The following is a 20749-nucleotide window of genomic DNA, read 5'->3' on the forward strand; positions in this document are numbered from 1 at the left end:
CATGTATGCCAGCTTTCCTGCGGTCTTAAATAGCATGTTTGCCTTTCGGGATGTGCTACAAGAACGCAGCAAGAACGCAGTAAAATAGATTGACTTAAAGACGCGAACTAACGCAATATAATCCCATGAAGACAAAACGATCACATCAAGTCGCTCGAATTATCATCATTCCATAGGAATGGTGGGATTTGATGTGCGCAAAATTGCAAAAACCCACCTTTGAGGTGGGTTTTTTTATGCTCATTTAAAACTGCCTCAAAGTGACTTTCACAGAGCAAGTTGAGGAGACGTTATGAACAAAGTCGCCGTATTTGGCAAACCCGGTAGCGGGAAATCCACCTTAAGCAAAGCCTTAGCCGAGAAAGCGGGCTTGCCTCTGTATCAATTGGACAATTTAGTTTATCAAGCCAATGGCGATTTGGTGTCACGAGACATTTATGATCAAGCGCACGCTGATATTGTCTCGTCTGACGTTTGGATCATCGACGGCTTTGGGCCAATCGGCTCGTTTTATCAAAGATTGTCAGCGGCAGATACCCTGATCTATGTGGATTTAGCGTATTCAACCAGCTACTGGTTAGTGGCCAAACGCTTGCTCAAAGGTTTGTTTGTTAAGCCAGAAGGTTGGCCTGAAGGCAGTTCTATCATCAAAGGCAGTTGGCAGAGTTATAAAACCTTAAGACTCTGTCCAGCTTTTTGGAACCAAAATTTCCATGACAAACTACAGGCTTATTCAGCAGACAAGCAAGTGTATGTGATCAAAACCATGGCGGAACTGAAGTCGTTTGTGAAACGTGACGATAAATTGAATTCTAGGGTAAGCTTAAAATAACCCAAGCGATGAACTTAGCGACGACATAGAAATCGTCGGTCTGTTTCACTATCCAGTGGCATTGGCCTTGAAAACAGGCGAAGTGATCACTGGCAAAGCTTTAGACACCAAACGTAATGCGAGCAGAGAAGAGTGCATCGAGATAGAGCAAGATCACAAAGCCGTGTTGGTTGTCTTAGACTCAATCGCCAAACTCAACATCCTCGTCGACAACCCGTATTTTGACGAAGTGGTGTTTGAGTGAGTGGGGGCGAAGTTGGTGGTGCCTAAAATACCAAGCCCACACAGGCGGCGTGGGCTTGGTTGTTTTGACACTTTGCGGTATTAAGCAGTGGCAACAAAAGGCGCCTTGTGAACCCATTCATCACTTTGTACTTGGTCAAGCATAAACTTAGCAAGATCAGGCAGGGTGATTTTACCTCCTGGCATTTTTTGATCATCCGCAATAACTTGGCCTGTGGCTGTTTTTTTCAGAATCAAGTTTGCACGAACACTTACCCAATCTATGTCTTTTTCATTTAACAATATTTGCAATTCGGCCTTTTTGGCGTCCTTCATGTGCTTTAACAAAATGCCCACAATGGTACTTAAAAAGCGACGCTTAACGCCAACATATTCATTTGGAAGAATCGTACCAGAGCCGTTAATACTGACCAGTTTCTTAACGCCTGTAAGCTTCATTGCGCCCACTAAAACCTTCGTAATGTTAAGAAAGGCTTCATATTGATCAGACCCTTTCACACCGCCAGCCGCATTCACAACAGCACAGCATCCTAACAATGTTTCGGCCACTTTTTCGGCGTCCTCTAAACTGCCTTGTATGATATTGACCTTGTCACTTGTGGTGGTTAGCTTGGCAGGGTTTCTTACCAAGATGTTGACTTCATAGCCTTCATCCATTGCTTGTTGTAAAACGGCTCGCCCAACAAACCCTGTCGCACCTAAAATGGCAATTTTCATACTTTGCTCCAATTCGAATAATTCATTCTTCAATACCAAGCAGCATAATAAACAATATACTTACCTTGAGTAAGTACTGATAAAAAGGTAAGTGTTGATGAAAAATCAAATAGAGAAAATTTTCTAACGAAAAAGAGGGGAGGCACTAGCTTTAGAACACGCTGGGCTGTTGAAAGGTTTTGATCTTTTTAGTTTGTCCTAGGTTCTTTGAGCAACTAATTATGAAACTTGTTATTGAGATAGCCTTGATGTTCAACATCCGTCTTTTTTGTAAGTTCAAGCCTCTTACATTCCAGCCGACCGACACAAAATTGAACTCTATTCTCAGAAATTGAACCAAGACGAATATTATCAATATAATCTATGAGATTGTTAACATGAATAACATTTTTAGGCATGAGTGTTTTAAATTGTGCTTCGCCAGTAAATACAACTAAGCTACTAATTGATTGTTCAGGGATGAAATCCAGTTGTTTTTGAGTAGCGATTAGGTGTTTGAAGTTTTGAAATATAGGGTTTTGGAATTTGAATTTTACTTTAAATAATACTTGAGTCCAATTTTTTTGATTCTCGTTAGCGAAAATCCAACCGTTATAATGTTTGGTTTCAATGACGAGAATTCCATTCTGTGTAACTAAAATATGATCTATTTGTGTTGTGCCATCATCATACTCAAGTGTTATGTTGTTAAGCACATGAGCGGTTGAATTTTGACAGTATTCTAATAGTGATTCTCTAACTAATTTTTCACCATGATTTTCTTTGTTTGATATCAATTTCTTACCTTTCGATAGTCCTTTTCTATAAGATATAATGATTGAAATTGATAAAACTAATGTGATGATTAGTATTTCGTTCTTTATTTGAAAATTATTTATTAAATTTATAAGTTCATTCATGGTTTTGTTTTAATTGAATCTAATTGTTCTAGAATATAACACCATCATAAACAGCGCTAGCTTATGAGTGTCGATGAGCAATGAGAGCGGATTAGATGGCTTTGTTCGTGAATGATTCACATCCAAATATTCTTCTCGAAACCATAGTAGTGATTTTTCCCTTCATCCGTATATTCGTCAGCCAAGCTCAATCCATGTTGACGAAGAATATCTATATACACCTGCCTACCAAGTGACTTAGATTTTCTTCCGGTCAAAGAATCCTCCCATTCGCAGGTTTGATAGGGAGAGCTAAACAATAGCTTGCCTCTATCCTCAAGAGCGCGAGCCATTTTCTGAAGGACCCTGTTTTGATTGTCCTCTGACAGCAGAAAAATGAACCCAACGGAAAGAATGCCATCGTGTTTTCTGTCGTAGAACGAAGATTCCTCAGCCGCTTCGCATGCTGCCGACACATTAGGAAATCTTTTTCGGTATTCCTGTATTAAAGTCTTGGAAGCGTCGATACCATGAAGTTTGACGCCCTTGTCGATCAAACATTGGGTGTATGGGCCGCCAACGCCACAACCAACATCTAAAACCGATTGCCTAGGTTGTAGAAAATGACACCAATCTTCTACAGTTGCTGCACCGATATCAGCACTTCTCATGGACACAAACTCATTTGCGACGGCTTCCCAGCCATTAGAGAAATCTTTGTGATTGGTTGGAGTGGTCATAGTGCTCTCTGGGGGTGGCTAATGCTAAAAGAAATTGAGGTACAGCGTCTGTTTATATTTCTTGTTAGGCCATTGTGGGCAGGCTTTTTTAGCATAAAACATATTCCCCATCTATTCTTAAGACTGCACCTCCACCAAACCAGACCTGACAGTTTTCAATATCAGTTTCTCTTGAAAAAATCTGCACGTAATTCGGGGCGTCTCGAAAACTATTTTGCTCTATTTTTATCATCTCGCCATCCCACTTACCGTGCTTTAAGAGATAATAACCTAAAGCTGAATTTCCTGAACCTGTTGCTGGATCTTCAAGGTAACCAAATGTTGGTGCGAAAACTCTCGTCCGATATGTACTCCCTTGAGTCACAGTTTTTGACGAATACAAGATAATTATATCCACTCCAATGTCTATGCAAAATTTGTTGAGAGTTTGAAGGTCTGGCGTCACAGACAGTATGGACTCAAGTCCAGCTATAGGGACAATAAGAGTCTCAAGCCCGCCGTTTACAATTTGGATTGGTTGTAATTGGTCAATGTCATTAATGTGACAATCAAATGCTGAGACAACATCAGTTACGCTAATATTTTTTGAGGAGAATCGAGCAGGTGGTGCCGATATATAAACGCTTTTCTCACTTTTGTAACGGTTTTCCACCATTAAACGATCAGTCATTGTCGAGATAGACAATATTGGCTTTTCCTGCATTGCCTTATTATTGGCGACGATGTCATTTAGCATAGCGATGGTTGCATGCCCGCAGAAGGCTACCTCTCTTTCAGAAGAAAAATACCGAAGATGGTAATCAGTATCCATCCCTGGACTGACATAACCAACTTCACTGACAAACCCTTTCAGTTCTTTCGCTAGTTGTAACATTTTCGCACTGGAAAGCTTTTCTGCTGAGTCAAGATATACGACAGCAGCTGGATTCCCTGTTGAATATTGGGAGGCAAAAGCATCTATTTTTTTGAATCTTAATGTATGCATGAATTTTCCTTGCGCCTAACGAAGCTGAAGATCCGAACAAAATGATTGATAATGTGAGTTCATTTTTGAACATAATTTAGTATACCTTTTAGAAATCAATTTAATTGTCTTTTCAACTCGATAACTTCTTCAAAGTTAAGGGGAGCATCTAATTTTTATGCTCCCTCAAATGGTAAATTACAGAATCGTATGGATTCTCTCCATTAAGCTCAGAATATGAATCTTTCAGATCTTGAAGAGTTTCAGATAAATCATCTAAATTGAACCTAAGAAGACTTCCTTTCACTATTTCTGGTGGTTGGTCAGGGTTCACTTAATGCTAGGTAACTCGAAAGACGCCAAATTACTTTTTGCTCCATTTCTAAAAATTTAATTGGTTTTGTTTCATCAAAACTTAACCACTTGTACATCTCTCGCCAAGCAGTTAGCACCTCTCAATTGTGCCGGTATTTATCTCTAATGACGTTTCCATTTATCCAAACACCGCAACGGTTTGGCTTCCTGATGCAACCAGATTTTTATTTTCGTCCCAGATCTCCATAGTTTGATACGAGTATCCATGAACCGAGTGTTGACTGGTCGAGCGCAACAAATGCCACTCACTGGCGTTGTTCGAATCGCTGGAGAAATCGATACTCCAAGTCATAGAGCTGATTGGCACCATGTCTGTAATTGTGGAAAGAACGGCCGGTGGTAAGGCATCGGCTAATGCAATTAGAGAAACTGTCGGTGCAACATTGGCAGCATCGCCATGACGCAGCCATGCTAATAACTCAGGATGAGTAGCGCCAGATAAAGGTAAGGTCGAGGTAACTGGTTTGAGTTCAAAATTTACCGACAAAGCAGGCGCTGACGCTATGGGTATCATTGATTGATATGAAGTTGGATCACTCACTTTGGGGAATTCGTAAAGACTCTGCCTAATTTGACTAGTCCGAGGCTCTGCAAATAGAAATCCGGCACGTAGCACAGTATCTGAACCAACCAAACAATCTACAGATATGAACGTTGATGATTTTCCTCGTCGCAAAACTTGGGGTTTAAATCGCATTGGTCCCTTTACTGGACCAACAAAGGAAATCAATGCTGACTTTAGTGGCGGAAGCGTTTGATTTGGCATTTGCAAAATACTTTGCAGCGCAAGGGCAGCAGATAATCCGCCGTAGACAGTTCTCCCCTGCAACCACTCTGGAGGGGCGGTAAATTCACGGGTATAGTCGAATTGTTGAATAACATGAGAAAGTGAGGACATAATTTTCCTAATTATAATTAAAGGTACAAGCGCATACAGTTAAAAAGCCTTAAAAAATTAGTGTTAAACGTGGATGGGATAGGTAAAGTGAACTAAGTTCCAGTTAAAAATAGACTAATATATGAGGCTGCAAGTTCTGGATACTGATGTTGAGGCGCATGTCCTGCGGCTCCGAATAAAATCATCTGTGTAGTAGGTAATGTGCCGTTAAGGTTCGTCCAATCTATTGCCGCAAAGCACACATCGTCTTCTCCTATAAGCACTAAAATCGGCAATGTAGTTTGTTGCATTTTTTCAAGTGTGTTGTAGGTATTTTCTGCAAATCCCGCGACTTTTGTCAGCTTTTCAATTTGCTCCATACTCATAGGTATACTTAGATCATTTTTCCTTATTGCCAGCCTTTCATTAGAACGCTGTGCAGCAGCTTTGCTACTTTCATATTTGGGATTAAAGAAAAGCACGATTTCATCTTCGAGAGTATTAGTAGGTTTTAAGGCATGCTGAAAAAACTCAGATCTAATTGGTGAAACATTCAAACCTGGTGCTCTGGTACCAATTAAAATTCCATGACTTATTCTCTCAGGAAATTCGGTCAGAACAATCTGCGCAACAAAACCTCCTAGAGACCAACCTGCAACTGTAAATCGGTTAATCTTAAGGCTATCAGCAAGGTCTATAACATCTTGCGCCATTTCCATGTAAGTTTTGGCTTGCTTTCCTGTCGATAAGCTTTTGCCAGAATATTCAAAAATAATTACAGTGTTAGTTTGTGCAATAGAGTCTAAAAACGCAGGGTCCCACGAGTCAAGATTACCTCTAAAGCGGTTGGCAAATATAATGGGTTGGCCTTCGCCAAACATTCTATATGCAAGTGACTTATCTTCATTAATTTTGGCATATCGTGTTTCGGAATCGACAGTGCTCATGCTTGCTTCTCTCTTCATTTAAAAGGGAGGCTTAATATTGACAGCATAAATACAGACAAAAAAGTGGCAATATTGCCACATTAGATGGCATAATTGACAAATGAGAGAGAATCAAAACACCATAGAAGTAGCGCTTATTCTGCAACCTAATGCGCAGTTATCTGTTGTTTACGGACTAATCGACCTATTCAAAATTGCTCAGTTTTGCAATGAGAAGCTCGAAGCAGATCTGTCAACAACTGTCAGAATTACACATTGGGATATCGCTAAAAACGGTAAAACATTTGAGTGTGTTTTCGATTCCCAACCTGACAGCTCAAAAGCATCCCCTGATTTTTTGGTTATTCCTCCGACGCTTAATCAGATTATTAGCTCAAGTGATGCTGTAATATGGACAGACTGGATAAAGCGACAACATGAAGAGGGCGCGATCATTTGCTCGGTATGCACAGGGGCATTTTTACTAGCAGAAACAGGTTTATTAAATGGCCGAAAAGCGACAACACATTGGTTTCAAGCAAACAGTTTTCAAGACAAGTTTCCGGCTGTAAGAGTCGACACCAACAAGCTTGTTATTGATGAAGGGGACATAGTAACCGCGGGAGGCATCACTGCCTGGGTTGATCTTGGATTACATTTAACGGAAAGAATTTTCGGAAAAGCGGCAATGTTAAAAACCGCACAATTTATGAATGTTGATCCTACCGGGCGCGATCAACAGAATTATAATCGCTTTTCTCCGAAACTTGCTCATGGCGACGAAAACATCCTCATAGTCCAGCATTGGCTTAGAAAGCATTATATTGACAAGACCAGCATATCTGACATGGCTGAAAAAGCCGGTTTAGGTGAGCGGAATTTCATACGTAGATTTCAACATGTTACTCGATTAACACCTACCCAATACCTGCAAAAACTTAGAATAAACCAAGCTAAAGATCTTTTGGAATTGACCAAAAAAAATATTGAGCAAATTTCTTGGGAAGTTGGGTACGACGATGTTGCATCCTTTCGAAAAGTCTTTCATAAACACTCTGGATTAACTCCTGGAGAATATCGTACAAAATTCTGGGTGGCATAAATTTTCACCATGTTTGCAAGTAATAGCTCGAGGGTATGTTGTCAGCCTTATAAATTTGGGATTGTCCCTGGACTGACAAACCAACCTCACTGACAAACCCTTTCAGTTCTTTTGCTAGTTGTAACATTTCCACACTGGAAAGCTTTTCTGCTGAGTCAAGATATGCGACAGCAGTTTGATTCCCTGTTGAATATTGGGAGGCAAAAGCATCTATCTTTTTGAATCTTAATGTATGCATGAATTTTTCTTGCGCCTAACGAGGCTGAAGATTCGAACAAAATGATTGATAATACGAATTCATTTTTGAACATAATTCAGTATTACTTTCAGTAATTAAAAGGGGGCAGAGTAGAATGATATTTAATTTCACTCTGCCCCTAATTATTTGAATCCCCTTGAATCCCACAATTTTAGTCAAAACTACTCCTTTAGTAATCTTGAGGTTAGATCTATTAGTTCTGGAAATTCTTCAATTGAAATATTTAGCTCTCGATAGGCTGTTTTAAAGAGTCGACAGCTTTTATTAGTCTCTATACAGTCTGATTCATTTCGAGCAAAATCAAACAGGTTATCAATTAATACCTGCAATTCGCCTAGGCTATATAGACAAGATATATAATATGAATCATTAAATGAGCTCGATTGAAGGGAGATTTCACACATTCTAGAGTGATGTATTTGTAATAATCTCAATATATTGGATAAATATTCGCCAAATTCTGGTGGTGCGTGCCTTATACAGTTTGTAAATATTTCAGCATAGGAATGTGGTAACTCTGGAATATTATTAATTTCAATCTGAGGAGTATTAAGTCCTGTAACTATTTCTATTCCCTCTGTTTCTCTCATTCCTGATCTTGGGTTTAAAGAGTGCTTATAAGCTTTTATGAATATCTGACTGCTTGAATTTAAATAGCTACAAAGTTCACTTAATGCATGAGGAAGAAATGCTTTCGAGGCAGTGAGCTCTCTATTTCTTTGTTGGTCTGAATTATAGCGTGAAATATAAAAGGCAATACAACTAGATATGAATGCAAGTATACCTACATTCAATGCTTGCCATCGATTCCATACATTCTGAAGGTGCTGCCAATCGAAGTTGCTTTGGACCAATGGAGCTATAAGCATACATATTGCGTAGATTGATACTGTAAACGTTATAATCCAAGGTCCTAGCTTTACCAGTTTTTTCATTCTAGTCTCATACTCATAAAAAGTTCTTAAAGTTTAATCTAATAGCAAAGAAAATCTATGGCTGTGTTTGTGTTTATTTTCTGGTGGTGAATTTTTTTGTGTTAGAGGGTACTATTTCTTGATCTGACTCCAACTACTGCTTTTGCAATTTATAAACCCCCTCCACACTTTCTGAACTCATACTTAAAGAAGAAAGAACTTCGATTCAATCCTGATTGAACGATCATGAGCAGTTTCCGAGTCACGGTAACGCTGAGCTTTCACATCAATGAATATCCACTATGCCTTACGCTATCGAACGTCTTGCAAAACCTTATGTTAAATAAAGTAGACGACATGTTTTGGGCTGAAAGTCCGACAAGAGACCTTTTGGTAACTTTTGCGGCTCTGGGCAAAAGTTACACGCCCAGCAGGGCGGAATAAAGCTTATGAATACAAAGCGTTTGAATGGAAACTAGAGAAGAGAGTAACCCCACCCTAACCCTCCCCTTGGAAAGGGGAGGGGATAAGAGATTTGGTTTGGTGGTTTTAGATTAAGTCTGATGGCGCTGCGCTGATCAGACCGATATTTTTGCGCGGTTTACTCTGAATTTGTCTGAGGGTGCTTGGCTAACCCAATCCTAGCCTTCCCCTTGGAAAGGGGAGGGGATAAGAGATTTGGTTTGGTTGTCGCTGGTTTTTGTCTGATGGCGCTGCGCTTATCTGACCTACATTTTTCGCTGTTTACTCTTAATTTGTCTGAGGTTGCTTGGTTAACCCCACCCTAACCCTCCCCTTGGAAAGGGGAGGGGATAAGAGATTTGGTTTGGTGGTTTCAGATCACGTCTGATGGCGCTGCACTTATCTGACCTACTTTTATTTTGCTGTTTGCTCTCAATTTATCTGAGGTTGCCTGACTAACCACACCCTAGCCAAAGGGGAGGGAATTGAGCGACTGTTGGTGCTTTTCCTTGGAAAGGGGGGATCAAAAGGGCATTGGCGCCACAAACGCAACCCAAGCCCCCGTAAATGGATGGCGAAATTCCAATCGATAGGCATGCAGTAATAATCTGGCGTCCGAGCTGGCATATTCAGGATCATAGAATTCGTCGCCTATGATGCTGTGCCCCAGGCTTTGCATGTGAACTCGCAGTTGGTGCGAGCGGCCGGTGTGAGGGGTTAAGCGAACTCGAGTGGTGTTGTCTTGGTAATCGAGGATGTGCCAAAAGGTGATGGAGTCTTTGCTCCATTCGTCGGTGCAGACAATTTGTCGAGGACGATTGGGCCAATCACAGCGCAATGGTTTGCGTACTTCGCCGCGTTGGCCTTGAAGACGACCGCGCAGCAGGGCGCGGTATTCTTTTTTTACTTCTCGCTCACGAAAATGCGCGTACATGCGCTTTTGGCATTCGTGAGTTTTGGCGACCAGAATCAAGCCGGAAGTGGCTTCGTCCAGTCGGTGAATGGCAAAGGCTTCGCCAAAGTGTTGTTCCGCACGATACAGGATAGAGTCCTGTTTGTCTGGGCCACGACCGGGCACAGACAAACAATTCGCTGGTTTGTTGATGACGGCAAACCAGTCATCTTCATACAGAATCTCCAACAAAGCGGTGTTGTCGATCACTGAGCTTATTCCGGTTTCGTCGTTAAGATGATGCGAATCGCGTCGAGGCGAATTTGGTGCTCATCAATGCGTACTAGACCTTCTTGCATGTTGTGTTCTAAGGCTTCGATGTCTTCGTCACGAATCAAGCTGTTGTAGGCTTTGAGTTCACGCAGACGGTCGATTTCGTTTTCACAACGATGCTGATAAGCCGTTTTGGCGGTGTGCACAATAGGGCGCGCTTGGTCTTGAGCGTTCAGTTGGTGCGCTTGCAATACTTCGATCAAGTTTTTGCGTAATGCTGCGACCCATTGCTCGGCGACACGATTTGGCACGCCTTTCAATTTTTCGGCCCATTTGTCTGCGGTAAACTGCTGGTGTAGGAATTTGCCGTTGGAATCTGACAATTGCCACATAGGCGTCATGGGTAACGACTGTGCCAGTTTAAGACGAGGATGCGCGGTGGCTTCAATCACGAACATACTTTCAATCAGCACGGTGCCTTCTGGAAGAGCGGCGATCGGTAAGATTGCGGACGTCAGTTTGCCTGAGTCGAAGCCTTGGACTTCGTCCATTAACATGGTGATCAGCGGGTGTTCCCAGGTGGCGAAAGCAACGTTTTCTCGTTGGCTGGCTTGGCGGCGATCCAACATCAGCATTTTACCTTCTTCTTCAATGCCAGGTAGGGCTTCGAGCATCATGTCGGTAGAAGGGCGGATAAACCAAGCGGCCGTGTCAGCATCGTCATTTTGGCAATCTGCGTAAATGTTAAAGGCATGAGTCACTTGTTCAATGTAATGATGCAAGCCTTTGTTGGCTTGATGATTGATTTGATCAATCAACTGGCGCGCTTGCTCAGGACGACAAGAACTCATTTCCAACAAACGGTTACGGCCTTCGTCCATTTGCTTGAGCAAGGCTTCGTGATAAACGTGTGCTTCTTGCAATAAATCGCTGTCGTCGTCTTGTCCGTGTAAGTAAGCGTGTAAACTGTCGCGGAAGGCTTCTTCGACTTTGTCGCCGGAACCTGTGGTACGGCAAAACGCATTGAGAGCATGGTGATACCAGTTAAACAGGCGTTCTTGAACACTGTCCTTTAAGTAGGGAACGTGAATTTGAACGTCGTTTAATTGGCCTAAACGGTCCAAACGACCAATACGCTGTTCCAATAAATCTGGGTGTTCTGGTAAATCGTACATGACCAGATGATGGCTGAACTGGAAGTTACGACCTTCACTGCCAATTTCTGAACACACGAGGATTTGCGCGCCGTCTTCGTCCGCGAAGTAAGCGGCGGCACGGTCACGGTGGATCAGTGGCATTTGTTCGTGGAAGTCGGCACTTTGGAAACCAGCAAAGGTCAGTTGGTCGTTCAACCATTGCGCCATGTCGGCGCTATGACAAATGACTAAGACTTTGTCCGCCTGACACTCAAGGAACTCTTTTAGCCATATCCAACGCGGGTCTTTTTCCCATAAACCATGTGCCACGTCGTGTTCCGGCTGCACATGGTGTGTCGCTGAGGCAAACAATTCGTTGTTGTCTAATGCGTATGAGTGTAGGTAACGATCGGGGAAACCACCCACCGCAGCACGGGTATTACGGAACATTTCACGGCCCGTACCATGACGGTCAATTAACCAGCTGATGGCTTCTTGAGCGGCTTCAATGTGTTGTGTACCTTGGCTTTTCTCAAGTTGGGTAAACCAATCTTTGTTTTGCACTTCGCTTAGGTAGTGGCTAAATTCGGCACGCCAATCTTTGGCCGCTAGGCCATGATTTTCTTGGCTATATGGCAATAAAATTGCGGCCAATTCTGCTGCTTGTTTGAATTCCTGCTGTTGTGCTTGGTAACGTTCAAAACTGTGGTAATGATCTGGATCCAATAGCTGCAAGCGCGAAAAGTGTTCGCGTTCACCGGTTTGTTCTGGGGTGGCGCTGAGCAGCAGTAAGGATTCTGAATTTGCCGCCAAACGTGACACCACCTGATAGCCAATGCTCGGTGTTTCAGGGTGCCAAGCAAGGTGATGCGCCTCATCGACAATGACCATGTCCCATTCGGCATCGAGCATGTGTTGCGCGGCTTTCGGGTGTTGGCTAGCCCAATCGATCGGTGCAATGACGAACGGTTGTTGTTCAAACGGGTTGTCATCGCCCTCCATGAAGTCTTCGTAGACAGACTCGTTGATCAAGGAGAATGGTTGGTGGAAGCGACGCAGCATTTCCACTAGCCATTGATGTTGTAAATTGGTTGGCGTCAAAATTAAGGCGCGCTTACACAAGCCATTTAATAGGCGTTGATGAAGGATCAAACCTGCTTCTAAGGTTTTCCCCATGCCCACTTCGTCGCACAACAACGCGCGAGCTTTTGAACGATTGGCAATGTCGTGAGCTAGGTAAATCTGGTGCGGTAACAGTTCGGCCTTTAGGCCCATTAAACCGCGTACCGGAGACGCCGCGTTCGCCGCTTGATGTTCTAAGGTGTGACGACGCAGGTCAAACCACATGCGACGCGCAGGGGACAAGGCGAGCAGTGAATCAATTTCGTTTTTATCATTACGAGGGAATTGAATAATGGACTCTTCTAACCAGTCATCTTGATCACTAATGCGGTATTCGATCAAGCCATCGATCTCTTCGACTTCTAACACGGTGAAGGTGTCATCTTGGAAGTGAAGTTGATCGCCAATTGTCAGTGTGCGTCGCACAAGACTGGTTTGATCGTGTGAGTATTGACGGTCTGCTTCTGCGTCAGGGAAGTGCAGAGTAAAAGATTTGGCTTGTTTTTCGACTATCATGCCAACGCCGAGATCAGGCTCGTTGCGGCTACTCCATCTTTGTCCAGTTTGGTACATGGTTATGCGTTGTCCGGTTCTATTAAAGTTAAGCTACCTTGGCAGAGGTCCGTCAGGGCGGTTTGTTGCTCTGGCCAAGTTCGTTCAATGACAGCAAGGTCGAGAATAATGCTGTCACTGTAAGTTTTATCAGTGACTTCAATGTCGCTTTGTTCTAGCCAGTATTCTACCTTGCCTAGTAAAGGGTAGGCGATTTTTAGCTGAACAGGGCGACGTGGGTAGATATTTTCATATTCGGTTTGGGTCAATGCTTCCTGAACCGCTTGGCTGTAAGCTCTGACTAATCCACCGGCACCCAGTTTGATGCCCCCAAAATAGCGTGTCACCACTAGGGTGATTTCGCCAAAATCAGAGTGTTGCAAGACGTTTAACATGGGTTTTCCTGCGGTGCCCTTTGGCTCACCATCGTCACTTTGATCCCACAGGTGGACGTTATTTGGTGCACCGGCGACAAAAGCCCAACAGTTGTGATTGGCATCCGGAAACTCGTTACGGATCTCGGCAATAAATTGCTTTGCCGCATCGCGACCTTGGGTACGACACACAGTGGTAATGAATTGGCTGTTTTTGATTTCCAATTCAAAGCGTTGTCTGTGTGTTGGGCTGAGATAATAATCCATGTAAACTTGCTTGCTTGTTGTTTTCGCTATAAAAAACGGTATTAAGGTAAGACGAATCAATGAATGATAGTCTAGTCTTTTCACCGTCTCCATGACATGGTGCAACTGTCTTTATTTTAATTAGTGGGTTTATGTTTTATGACAGATTGGCTTTGGCAATCCGTTTGGGCTTTTTCAGGCTTTTTCACTGGCACCTTGTTGGCGTCCATTATTGCGGCGCTTATTGTACAGGCTATGCGTCGTCAGTGGCAGCAGTCACAAGCAAAAATTCAGCAACAAAATGAAGAATTACAACGACTTTTAGGACAATCCAAGGATCAACTGCATTATTTGGAAAAAGAGTCCATCACCTTAGAGCAACAATTTGCCGCCGCGCAACAGGTATGGCAAGAAAAAGAGGCGTTTTATCGGGAGCAAAAAAAGCAGAATGAGGTGGAGTTTAAGCAGCTAGCGCAAGACATTCTGAGTCAGCAAGGCGTGAAATTGGCGAAAGAAAACGAGCGTCAATTGGGTTCATTGTTGACGCCACTTGGCACTCAGATTCAGAAATTTCAGGAACGAGTGGAAAAAAGCTATGAAGCTGAAGCTCGTGAGCGCTTTTCTCTCGCCAAAGAAATTAAAAACCTACAACAACTTAATCAGAAAATCAGTGACGATGCGGTGAATCTGACCCATGCTTTGAAAGGTCAGAATAAATTACAAGGCGGTTGGGGGGAAGTCATCTTAGAGCGTATTTTGGAACGCTCTGGGTTGGAAAAAGGTCGAGAATATCAGGTTCAAGCATCTTATCAGACGGAAGAAGGGCGTCGTTTACAGCCTGATGTGGTGATTCATTTGCCTGATAATAAGCAAATCGTGGTGGACTCGAAGATGGTGTTGGTCAGTTATCTGGCTTACATGGAAGCCGAAACAGAGGAAGACCGTCAACGAGCCTTGAAGCAGCATTTGGACGCGGTGCGTCGTCATATGAAAGAGTTGAGTGCCAAGTCGTACCAAGATTTGCCCGGTGTGGCATCGTTGGATTTTGTGCTCTTGTTTATTCCCATTGAAGCGGCGTTTGGTTTGGCATTGCAGGCGGATAATGGTCTCTTTAGTGAAGCGTTTGAGCACAACATCATCATTGTTGGGCCGTCCAATTTGCTGGCGACTTTGCGCACGGTACAAAACATTTGGCGCAATGAAAAACAGAGCCAGAATGCCATTGAGATTGCCCGTCAGGCTGGAGCTATGTATGACAAGTTTTCAGGCTTTGTACAGGATATGGATGATATTGGTAATAAATTGGAGGCGGTGAATCGCAGTCATGATGCCGCATTGAAAAAATTAAGCACTGGTCGGGGCAATCTGTTGGCCCGAGCGGAAAAGCTGAAGGTGATGGGGGCGAAAACAACCAAGGTGTTGCCAGAAGCGCACCTCAACCAGGCCATAGAAAGCTCAGAGGATGAGGCGCGTGACGAGGACTAAGTTACGCCTTCTTGGACGAATAAATCCAATGCACACTGGCGTATTGAATGTAGCTGGTGTTGCTAAGGATAAATAAAATTTGTTGGCTGGCCGCGGCTTGCTGTTCTGAGGTGAGTTTGTCGGCTAGGGCGATGATTTCGATATCGAGCTGTTTGTTTAGGTAATGCAAGCGGGTATTGTCGATGTCCAAGTAAGTCTTGTGTTCTCTCAGCAAGTAACCCAAGTCCGCGAGAATTTGTTGTCTTGATGGCAGCTTTAAATGAGAGGGTTTGCCCGTTGTTTCTTTGCGGAAACTGTCGGTTTGAATGGTGTCGTCTGTGTCCACGTGTACCATGACATCGGCCACTTGTGGATGAGCTTGTTTGATGGTGTAAGCCACGAGATCACCAAGATAATGCCCTTCACTCACCGTAGCGTGGCTAGGCACGTGGATGTGCATGTCGAGATAGATTTTACCCGCCATGGAACGAGCGCGCATATCATGTGGTGCCATGACATTTTTTAGACCATTTGCTGTTTCTTTGATCTGCGCCATCAGTTTTGGGTCTGGGGCGGTATCGACCAATTCGGCAAGGTTTTCCCAGATCATACCAATGGCCATTTTGCCGATTAATAAGGCGACAAAAATGGACGCCGCCATATCGGCCCAAGGTAAGCCTAAATATATTCCCACCAAGCCTGCTAATACGGCGACAGAGGAGAGCGCATCACTGCGACTGTGCCATGCATTGGCGACCAGCATTTTGCTCTGAATCTGCTCACCAGCGTGTTTGGTGTAATGGAAAATGGCTTCTTTCACGACAATGGTTAGTAGGATGGCGGCCAGACCATACCAGGTGAATTGCGCATTTTGGCTGTTGTTCGTTATGGCGTCTAAGGCAATGCCAATGGCGACCAACATGAGGACAAAACCAAGTAAAACGGTGGTGAGTGTTTCAAACCTTAGATGGCCGTATGGGTGATTTTCATCTGGCCCACGGCGTGCGTTCGCTGAAGTAACATAGACAAACACATCGGTGACTAAATCGGAAAGAGAGTGAATGCCGTCTGCGAGTAAGGCTTGGGATTGGGAAAAGTGGCCAGCGATGATTTTGGCTAAGCCCAATAAGGCGTCCCAAACCGCGCCAACCAGTGTCACTTTTTTGGCTATCTTTTGTTCTTGCAGAAGTTTTGACATTTATCCACTCTAGGGTTTGATAAAACGGTTTTTAAGGCGGCAATGGGCTGTGTTTTTATTGTGCTATTTAAGGTGCGATACCAGCTTATCTGGCTTGGCGAGCTTTCTCCCCAAGCTTATCCACGAAATCTGTGGAAAAGCCTAGGGAGGCCAGAGATTACTTGATCTCGAACCATAAACAGAAGGATTCGAAAAACTCTCGCATGGTCAGTGACATTAGGGAAAAGTTAGCGTCCATATCAGACAGGCCGCCGCCTTGTGAATCGTTAAAGGCGGCTTCTTTCAAAGCGTCGTCAAATTTGATCTTACGTAAGGTCAGATCATCGTGTAGCACAAAGCTCATTTTGTCTGTCCAGCGTAACGCTAGATTTTTGACCGACATGCCTTGTTCTAGGTGGCGAGTCACGTCTTCGGAAAGTGGCTCTAAGGCTTTGAAACGGATGCTGGCTTTGTCTTCGGAGCTGTCTTGGATTTCACATTCTTCGCCAGTTTCTAGGCTGGCGGGCACTTCGTTTTTCGTCAACCAATCCGTCATTAAACTGGCAGGTGATACTTGTGCTTGTAGCGGTGTCATTGGGAAGCTGCCAAGTGTGGTTTGCAGGTGCTTGAAAAGCAACTCTGTCATGCTGGCATTGGTGCTGTTGAGCACCACGATCTTGGCTTTAAGGTCGATATAGGCCCAAATGTCAGAACGTTTGGAAAAGGCTTTCGGACGAAGAGTGAAGACGAGTTCGTCTTTCATGTCGGCCTTTTCTTTGCGGCCCACTTTACGGCCTTCAATTAACTCGATTTCCGCCACTTTGGCTTCCAGTTCTTCGCGAACCACAGCCGAGGGTAAGACTTTTTCTTCTTTACCCGCACGGAACAGTAAACAGCGATCACTGGCTAGGCTCCATTGCTCACTGTTGCGAATCAGTGGTAACCAGCCGAAAGAGAACTCTTCTTGTGAACCGCATTCTTGTAACGGAAATTCTGGTATTTTTTTAATTAGCTCATTGGTATCCAGTGACTCCGTGTCACTTAATTGGAATATTTGGGCATTTTTAAACCACATAGTTAATCTCTCACAGCTTCTTTAAAGTGTTTTCGACACACAGATAAGTAACGATCATTGCCGCCAATTTCTACCTGAGCTCCTTCTTTTACAGGAATTCCTTGCTCATTAACCCGTATTACCATAGTGGCTTTGCTGCCACAATGACACACGGTTTTTAATTCAATCAGTTTATCAGACCAAGCCAATAAAGCTTGGCTGCCTGGGAATAACTCGCCTTGAAAATCAGTGCGAATACCAAAGGCCAAAACCGGAATGCCCATTTTATCGACCACTTCGGACAAAGCATAAACTTGTTGTTTGGTTAAAAACTGAGCCTCATCAATTAAAATGCAACTTAGGCGTTGTTTGGCGCTTTCGGTTTTAATCAGTTCAGTGATGTTTGTTTTATTATCAAACAAGCTAGCTTGCGCGGAAATACCAATACGAGACGCGATTTTGCCCGTTTCAAATCTGTCGTCAATGGAGGCGGTTAATAATAAAACCTGCATGCCTCTTTCTTGATAATTATGGGCAGATTGAAGCAGTACGGTCGATTTTCCTGCATTCATCGCTGAATAATAAAAATAGAGTTTTGCCATATTACCTTGTGTCGTTGCCAATTGAATAAAATGGGCCGGACAGTATAGCAAAACTCTAATATGAATGGCGGGTTTTCTATGGGGGGGTTATTTTGGACTTTTGATAGACCGTTTTTTCAGCTGTTTAGCGCCGTTTTCAATTTGTTGGAGGAGCCATTCAGAGCGCTTCAATCCGCCCATTTCACACAACTGATCGAGTGTGTTGATGGCTTCCTGCTCGATGACAAGCTCTAAACGCTTTAAGCCCAATTTCTTTTCTTTCTGACGTTGTGCGCGTTTATTCAGCTTTAGTTGGTCTTTGCGGTTTAGGGTGCTGGTTCTTGGTCGACCAGGGGCTTTGCCAAACAGGTCGATGGTATTACGGTCGGTGGACGCTTTAGCCATGTTGTTTTCGGTTATGTCGAGTGGGTCTTGAAAAAACACTGACCACAAGGCTTGTGGTCAGTGTCGATTAAATTTAGTTTTGAGCCGTTTGTTTTTCCGCTTGTTTTTGTGCCATCTGGTTGGTGGCTATGAAATCAAGCAGAATTTCAGACGCTTCTTTTGCGTAAGTATCTTCTTCACTGGCTTCAATGTCATCAACAGACGCGACGGGCTCTAAACCTAATGCTTTGAGTCGGGTATTTTCACGATCCAACTCACGCTGCTCGTTTTCTTCTCGCTGTTGAATGCGGGTGTTTTCATTTAGCGAAATGGTTTTGTATCTTTCCACTTGCTGCTTGAAGTAATCAATCTGATCATTAAGGGCAATGAAATTCGGATCTTTTGCCATTCTTGCTTCATGACGTGGCGTCAAAATCGGCAAGTAAGCTGGCATGTTCCAATACACTGGGTAGCGAGTGTCATGGATTTTGTCCCACGGTAGCGGATTGTCCAATGCACTCTCACCGACAGACTCTTTGTCGATCAAAGAAGGGAAGGCAATGTCTGGCATGACACCCTTGTGTTGGGTACTTTCGCCAGACACACGGTAAAACTTAGCTTGGGTGACTTTAAGCTGACCCTTGTCAAGTTCTTGCAGTACTTGCACTGTGCCTTTACCAAAGGTCTGGTCGCCCAGAATAAGGGCTCGACCATAGTCCTGCAAGGCGCCCGCAACGATCTCGGATGCGGAAGCGCTCATACGGTTCACCAACACCGCCATCGGCCCACTGTAGGCAATGCTTGGGTCAGAATCACCCAATGGGGTGACACGACCACTTTGATCACGAATTTGTACGGTCGGCCCAGACGGAATGAATAAACCGGCTAAGGCGTTGGCTTCTTGTAAGGAACCGCCACCATTATTACGCAGGTCTAAGATTAAGGCGGAAATGTCTTCTTTTTGTAGCTCTTCAATCAGCTTTTTAGTATCTCGAGTGGAGCTTTTGTAGTCTTTCTCGCCCGCTTGGATAGCGGCAAAATCTGAGTAGAAAGTGGGCAGCGAAATGACACCGACCTTGTAGGTTTCACCACCGCGTTCGACTTCGACGATTTCTTTTTTGGCAGATTGGTCTTCCAGTTTGACTTTTTTGCGCACTATGTCGATGACTTTACTGGTTTGCGTGTCCCCTTTGCTTGGGGTGATTTCCAGTCTTACTGTGGTGTCGCGTTCGCCGCGAATCATGTCGACCACATCATCCAGTCGCATACCGACTACATCAATCATAGGGCCATCTTCTTGACCAACGGCAATGATTCTATCGTTCGGTGCTAATTCGCTTTGTGTCGCGGCTGGGCCACCTGGGACTAAGCGCACAACCTTGGTGTAATCATCGTCCATCTGCAACACCGCACCAATGCCCTCTAGTGACAGGCTCATGTTGATGTTGAAAGTTTCCGATGCGCGTGGGGCGAAATAGCTGGTGTGTGGATCCAGTGATGCGGTGACGGCATTGGCAAAAATTTGGAATACATCAACGGCGTTGGTTTGATCCACTTGTTTTAGTTGGTTTTTATAGCGACGTTCCAATACTGAGACAATTTTGTCTTCGTCTTCACCATTCATTTTTAGAATCAAAGCACGATTCTTCAAACGTTTACGCCAGTAGTCATCTAATTCTGTCTGTGAGGTGGCCCAATGTTGGTTGTCTGGGTCTGCGTTTAGGCTTTCATCAATGCTGTAATCAAAAGATTTGACCATGTCTGGCAAGTTGGCTTGTAGGCTTTTCACGCGATCTTCAAAGCGCTTTAAGTACAAGTTGTAAATGGTGTAGGCCACTTGGGTATCACCATTTCGAAGAGCGTCATCGAATTCATAGCGATACTTTTCTAGGTCATCAATGTCACTTTGTAAAAAGAAACTCTTGGTTGGATCCATGGCATCGATATAATAGTCGAATGCTTTTGTCGAAATGGCATCATCAATTTCAGGTCTGTTGTAATGAATGCCTTCCAGCATTTCAATCAGCTCTTTAGAAACTTGATCGTACTCGTGAGGAGGTTGTAACTCCTGATAGGCGGATACGGGGGTGACGGCAAAAGAATAGCCTGAAAGTAGGCAAAGTAGTAAGCGTTTTAGGTTCATCCGGTGTCGTATCTCTCTGTCTATTTTGTACATCATTGGTAAAATCATATTAGACACAGGGC

At 43.8% G+C, this 20749-nt stretch carries 19 protein-coding genes; 4 read left to right on the forward strand and 15 right to left on the reverse strand.

The window, feature by feature from the left end:
• Positions 1–292 precede the first annotated feature (292 nt).
• Positions 293–832, forward strand: coding sequence for a shikimate kinase (locus tag OA79_RS03420; protein WP_063331819.1), 540 nt, complete (start codon positions 293–295; stop codon positions 830–832).
• A 31-nt stretch (positions 833–863) separates the two neighbouring features.
• On the forward strand, positions 864–1076 hold the full coding sequence (locus tag OA79_RS03425) for a Rho-binding antiterminator (protein ID WP_269447816.1): 213 nt from the start codon (positions 864–866) through the stop codon (positions 1074–1076).
• A gap of 80 nt (positions 1077–1156) precedes the next feature.
• On the opposite strand, the gene OA79_RS03430 is transcribed toward OA79_RS03425, so the two are convergent.
• The 6 genes from OA79_RS03430 to OA79_RS03455 form a co-directional block, all read right to left on the reverse strand.
• The gene (locus OA79_RS03430; RefSeq protein WP_063331821.1) at positions 1157–1792 is read right to left on the reverse strand and encodes an NAD(P)-dependent oxidoreductase; all 636 of its coding nucleotides are present in this window, start codon (positions 1790–1792) and stop codon (positions 1157–1159) included.
• 215 nt (positions 1793–2007) lie between these two features.
• The gene (locus OA79_RS03435) at positions 2008–2568 is read right to left on the reverse strand and encodes a nuclease-related domain-containing protein (protein ID WP_197465351.1); all 561 of its coding nucleotides are present in this window, start codon (positions 2566–2568) and stop codon (positions 2008–2010) included.
• Positions 2569–2807: 239 nt separating this feature from the next.
• Complete coding sequence (locus tag OA79_RS03440; protein WP_063331823.1) at positions 2808–3410, reverse strand: class I SAM-dependent methyltransferase; 603 nt, start codon at positions 3408–3410, stop codon at positions 2808–2810.
• Between the two features lie 88 nt (positions 3411–3498).
• Entirely contained in the window at positions 3499–4395 is an 897-nt protein-coding gene (locus tag OA79_RS03445) for a PhzF family phenazine biosynthesis protein (protein ID WP_063331824.1), read from the reverse strand.
• A gap of 472 nt (positions 4396–4867) precedes the next feature.
• Positions 4868–5647, reverse strand: coding sequence for a thioesterase family protein (locus OA79_RS03450; protein ID WP_063331825.1), 780 nt, complete (start codon positions 5645–5647; stop codon positions 4868–4870).
• Positions 5648–5739: 92 nt separating this feature from the next.
• The gene (locus OA79_RS03455) at positions 5740–6573 is read right to left on the reverse strand and encodes an alpha/beta fold hydrolase (RefSeq protein WP_197465352.1); all 834 of its coding nucleotides are present in this window, start codon (positions 6571–6573) and stop codon (positions 5740–5742) included.
• Positions 6574–6673: 100 nt separating this feature from the next.
• On the opposite strand from OA79_RS03455, the gene OA79_RS03460 reads away from it, so the two are divergent.
• A complete protein-coding gene (locus OA79_RS03460; RefSeq protein WP_063331827.1) occupies positions 6674–7654 on the forward strand; it encodes a GlxA family transcriptional regulator in 981 nt (326 codons plus the stop codon).
• A gap of 420 nt (positions 7655–8074) precedes the next feature.
• On the opposite strand, the gene OA79_RS03470 is transcribed toward OA79_RS03460, so the two are convergent.
• From OA79_RS03470 to OA79_RS03485, 4 genes are all read right to left on the reverse strand, one after another.
• Positions 8075–8848: a hypothetical protein gene (locus tag OA79_RS03470; RefSeq protein ID WP_063331829.1), complete on the reverse strand. Its 774-nt coding sequence runs from the start codon at positions 8846–8848 to the stop codon at positions 8075–8077.
• Between the two features lie 964 nt (positions 8849–9812).
• Positions 9813–10451 (reverse strand): RluA family pseudouridine synthase, encoded by a 639-nt coding sequence (locus OA79_RS03475; protein ID WP_082825362.1) that lies wholly within the window; start codon positions 10449–10451, stop codon positions 9813–9815.
• A gap of 5 nt (positions 10452–10456) precedes the next feature.
• Positions 10457–13285 carry an RNA polymerase-associated protein RapA gene (gene rapA, locus OA79_RS03480; RefSeq protein WP_063331831.1) on the reverse strand — a complete coding sequence of 943 codons (2829 nt, stop codon included), beginning with the start codon at positions 13283–13285 and terminating at the stop codon, positions 10457–10459.
• Between the two features lie 2 nt (positions 13286–13287).
• Complete coding sequence (locus OA79_RS03485) at positions 13288–13905, reverse strand: YigZ family protein (protein WP_063331977.1); 618 nt, start codon at positions 13903–13905, stop codon at positions 13288–13290.
• 138 nt (positions 13906–14043) lie between these two features.
• On the opposite strand from OA79_RS03485, the gene OA79_RS03490 reads away from it, so the two are divergent.
• Positions 14044–15369 (forward strand): DNA recombination protein RmuC, encoded by a 1326-nt coding sequence (locus tag OA79_RS03490; RefSeq protein WP_063331832.1) that lies wholly within the window; start codon positions 14044–14046, stop codon positions 15367–15369.
• Position 15370: 1 nt separating this feature from the next.
• On the opposite strand, the gene OA79_RS03495 is transcribed toward OA79_RS03490, so the two are convergent.
• The 5 genes from OA79_RS03495 to OA79_RS03515 form a co-directional block, all read right to left on the reverse strand.
• Positions 15371–16546 carry a cation diffusion facilitator family transporter gene (locus OA79_RS03495; RefSeq protein ID WP_063331833.1) on the reverse strand — a complete coding sequence of 392 codons (1176 nt, stop codon included), beginning with the start codon at positions 16544–16546 and terminating at the stop codon, positions 15371–15373.
• Positions 16547–16703: 157 nt separating this feature from the next.
• The gene (locus tag OA79_RS03500; protein WP_063331834.1) at positions 16704–17600 is read right to left on the reverse strand and encodes a recombination-associated protein RdgC; all 897 of its coding nucleotides are present in this window, start codon (positions 17598–17600) and stop codon (positions 16704–16706) included.
• A gap of 2 nt (positions 17601–17602) precedes the next feature.
• Positions 17603–18181, reverse strand: coding sequence for a thymidine kinase (locus tag OA79_RS03505; protein ID WP_063331835.1), 579 nt, complete (start codon positions 18179–18181; stop codon positions 17603–17605).
• Between the two features lie 87 nt (positions 18182–18268).
• A complete protein-coding gene (ybfE, locus tag OA79_RS03510) occupies positions 18269–18565 on the reverse strand; it encodes a LexA regulated protein (RefSeq protein ID WP_063331978.1) in 297 nt (98 codons plus the stop codon).
• Between the two features lie 73 nt (positions 18566–18638).
• Positions 18639–20723, reverse strand: a complete 2085-nt coding sequence (locus tag OA79_RS03515) for a carboxy terminal-processing peptidase (RefSeq protein WP_231908792.1) — start codon at positions 20721–20723, stop codon at positions 18639–18641.
• Positions 20724–20749: the final 26 nt, after the last annotated feature.

It is taken from the genome of Marinomonas sp. TW1, from assembly GCF_001625355.1.
Taxonomy (GTDB): domain Bacteria; phylum Pseudomonadota; class Gammaproteobacteria; order Pseudomonadales; family Marinomonadaceae; genus Marinomonas.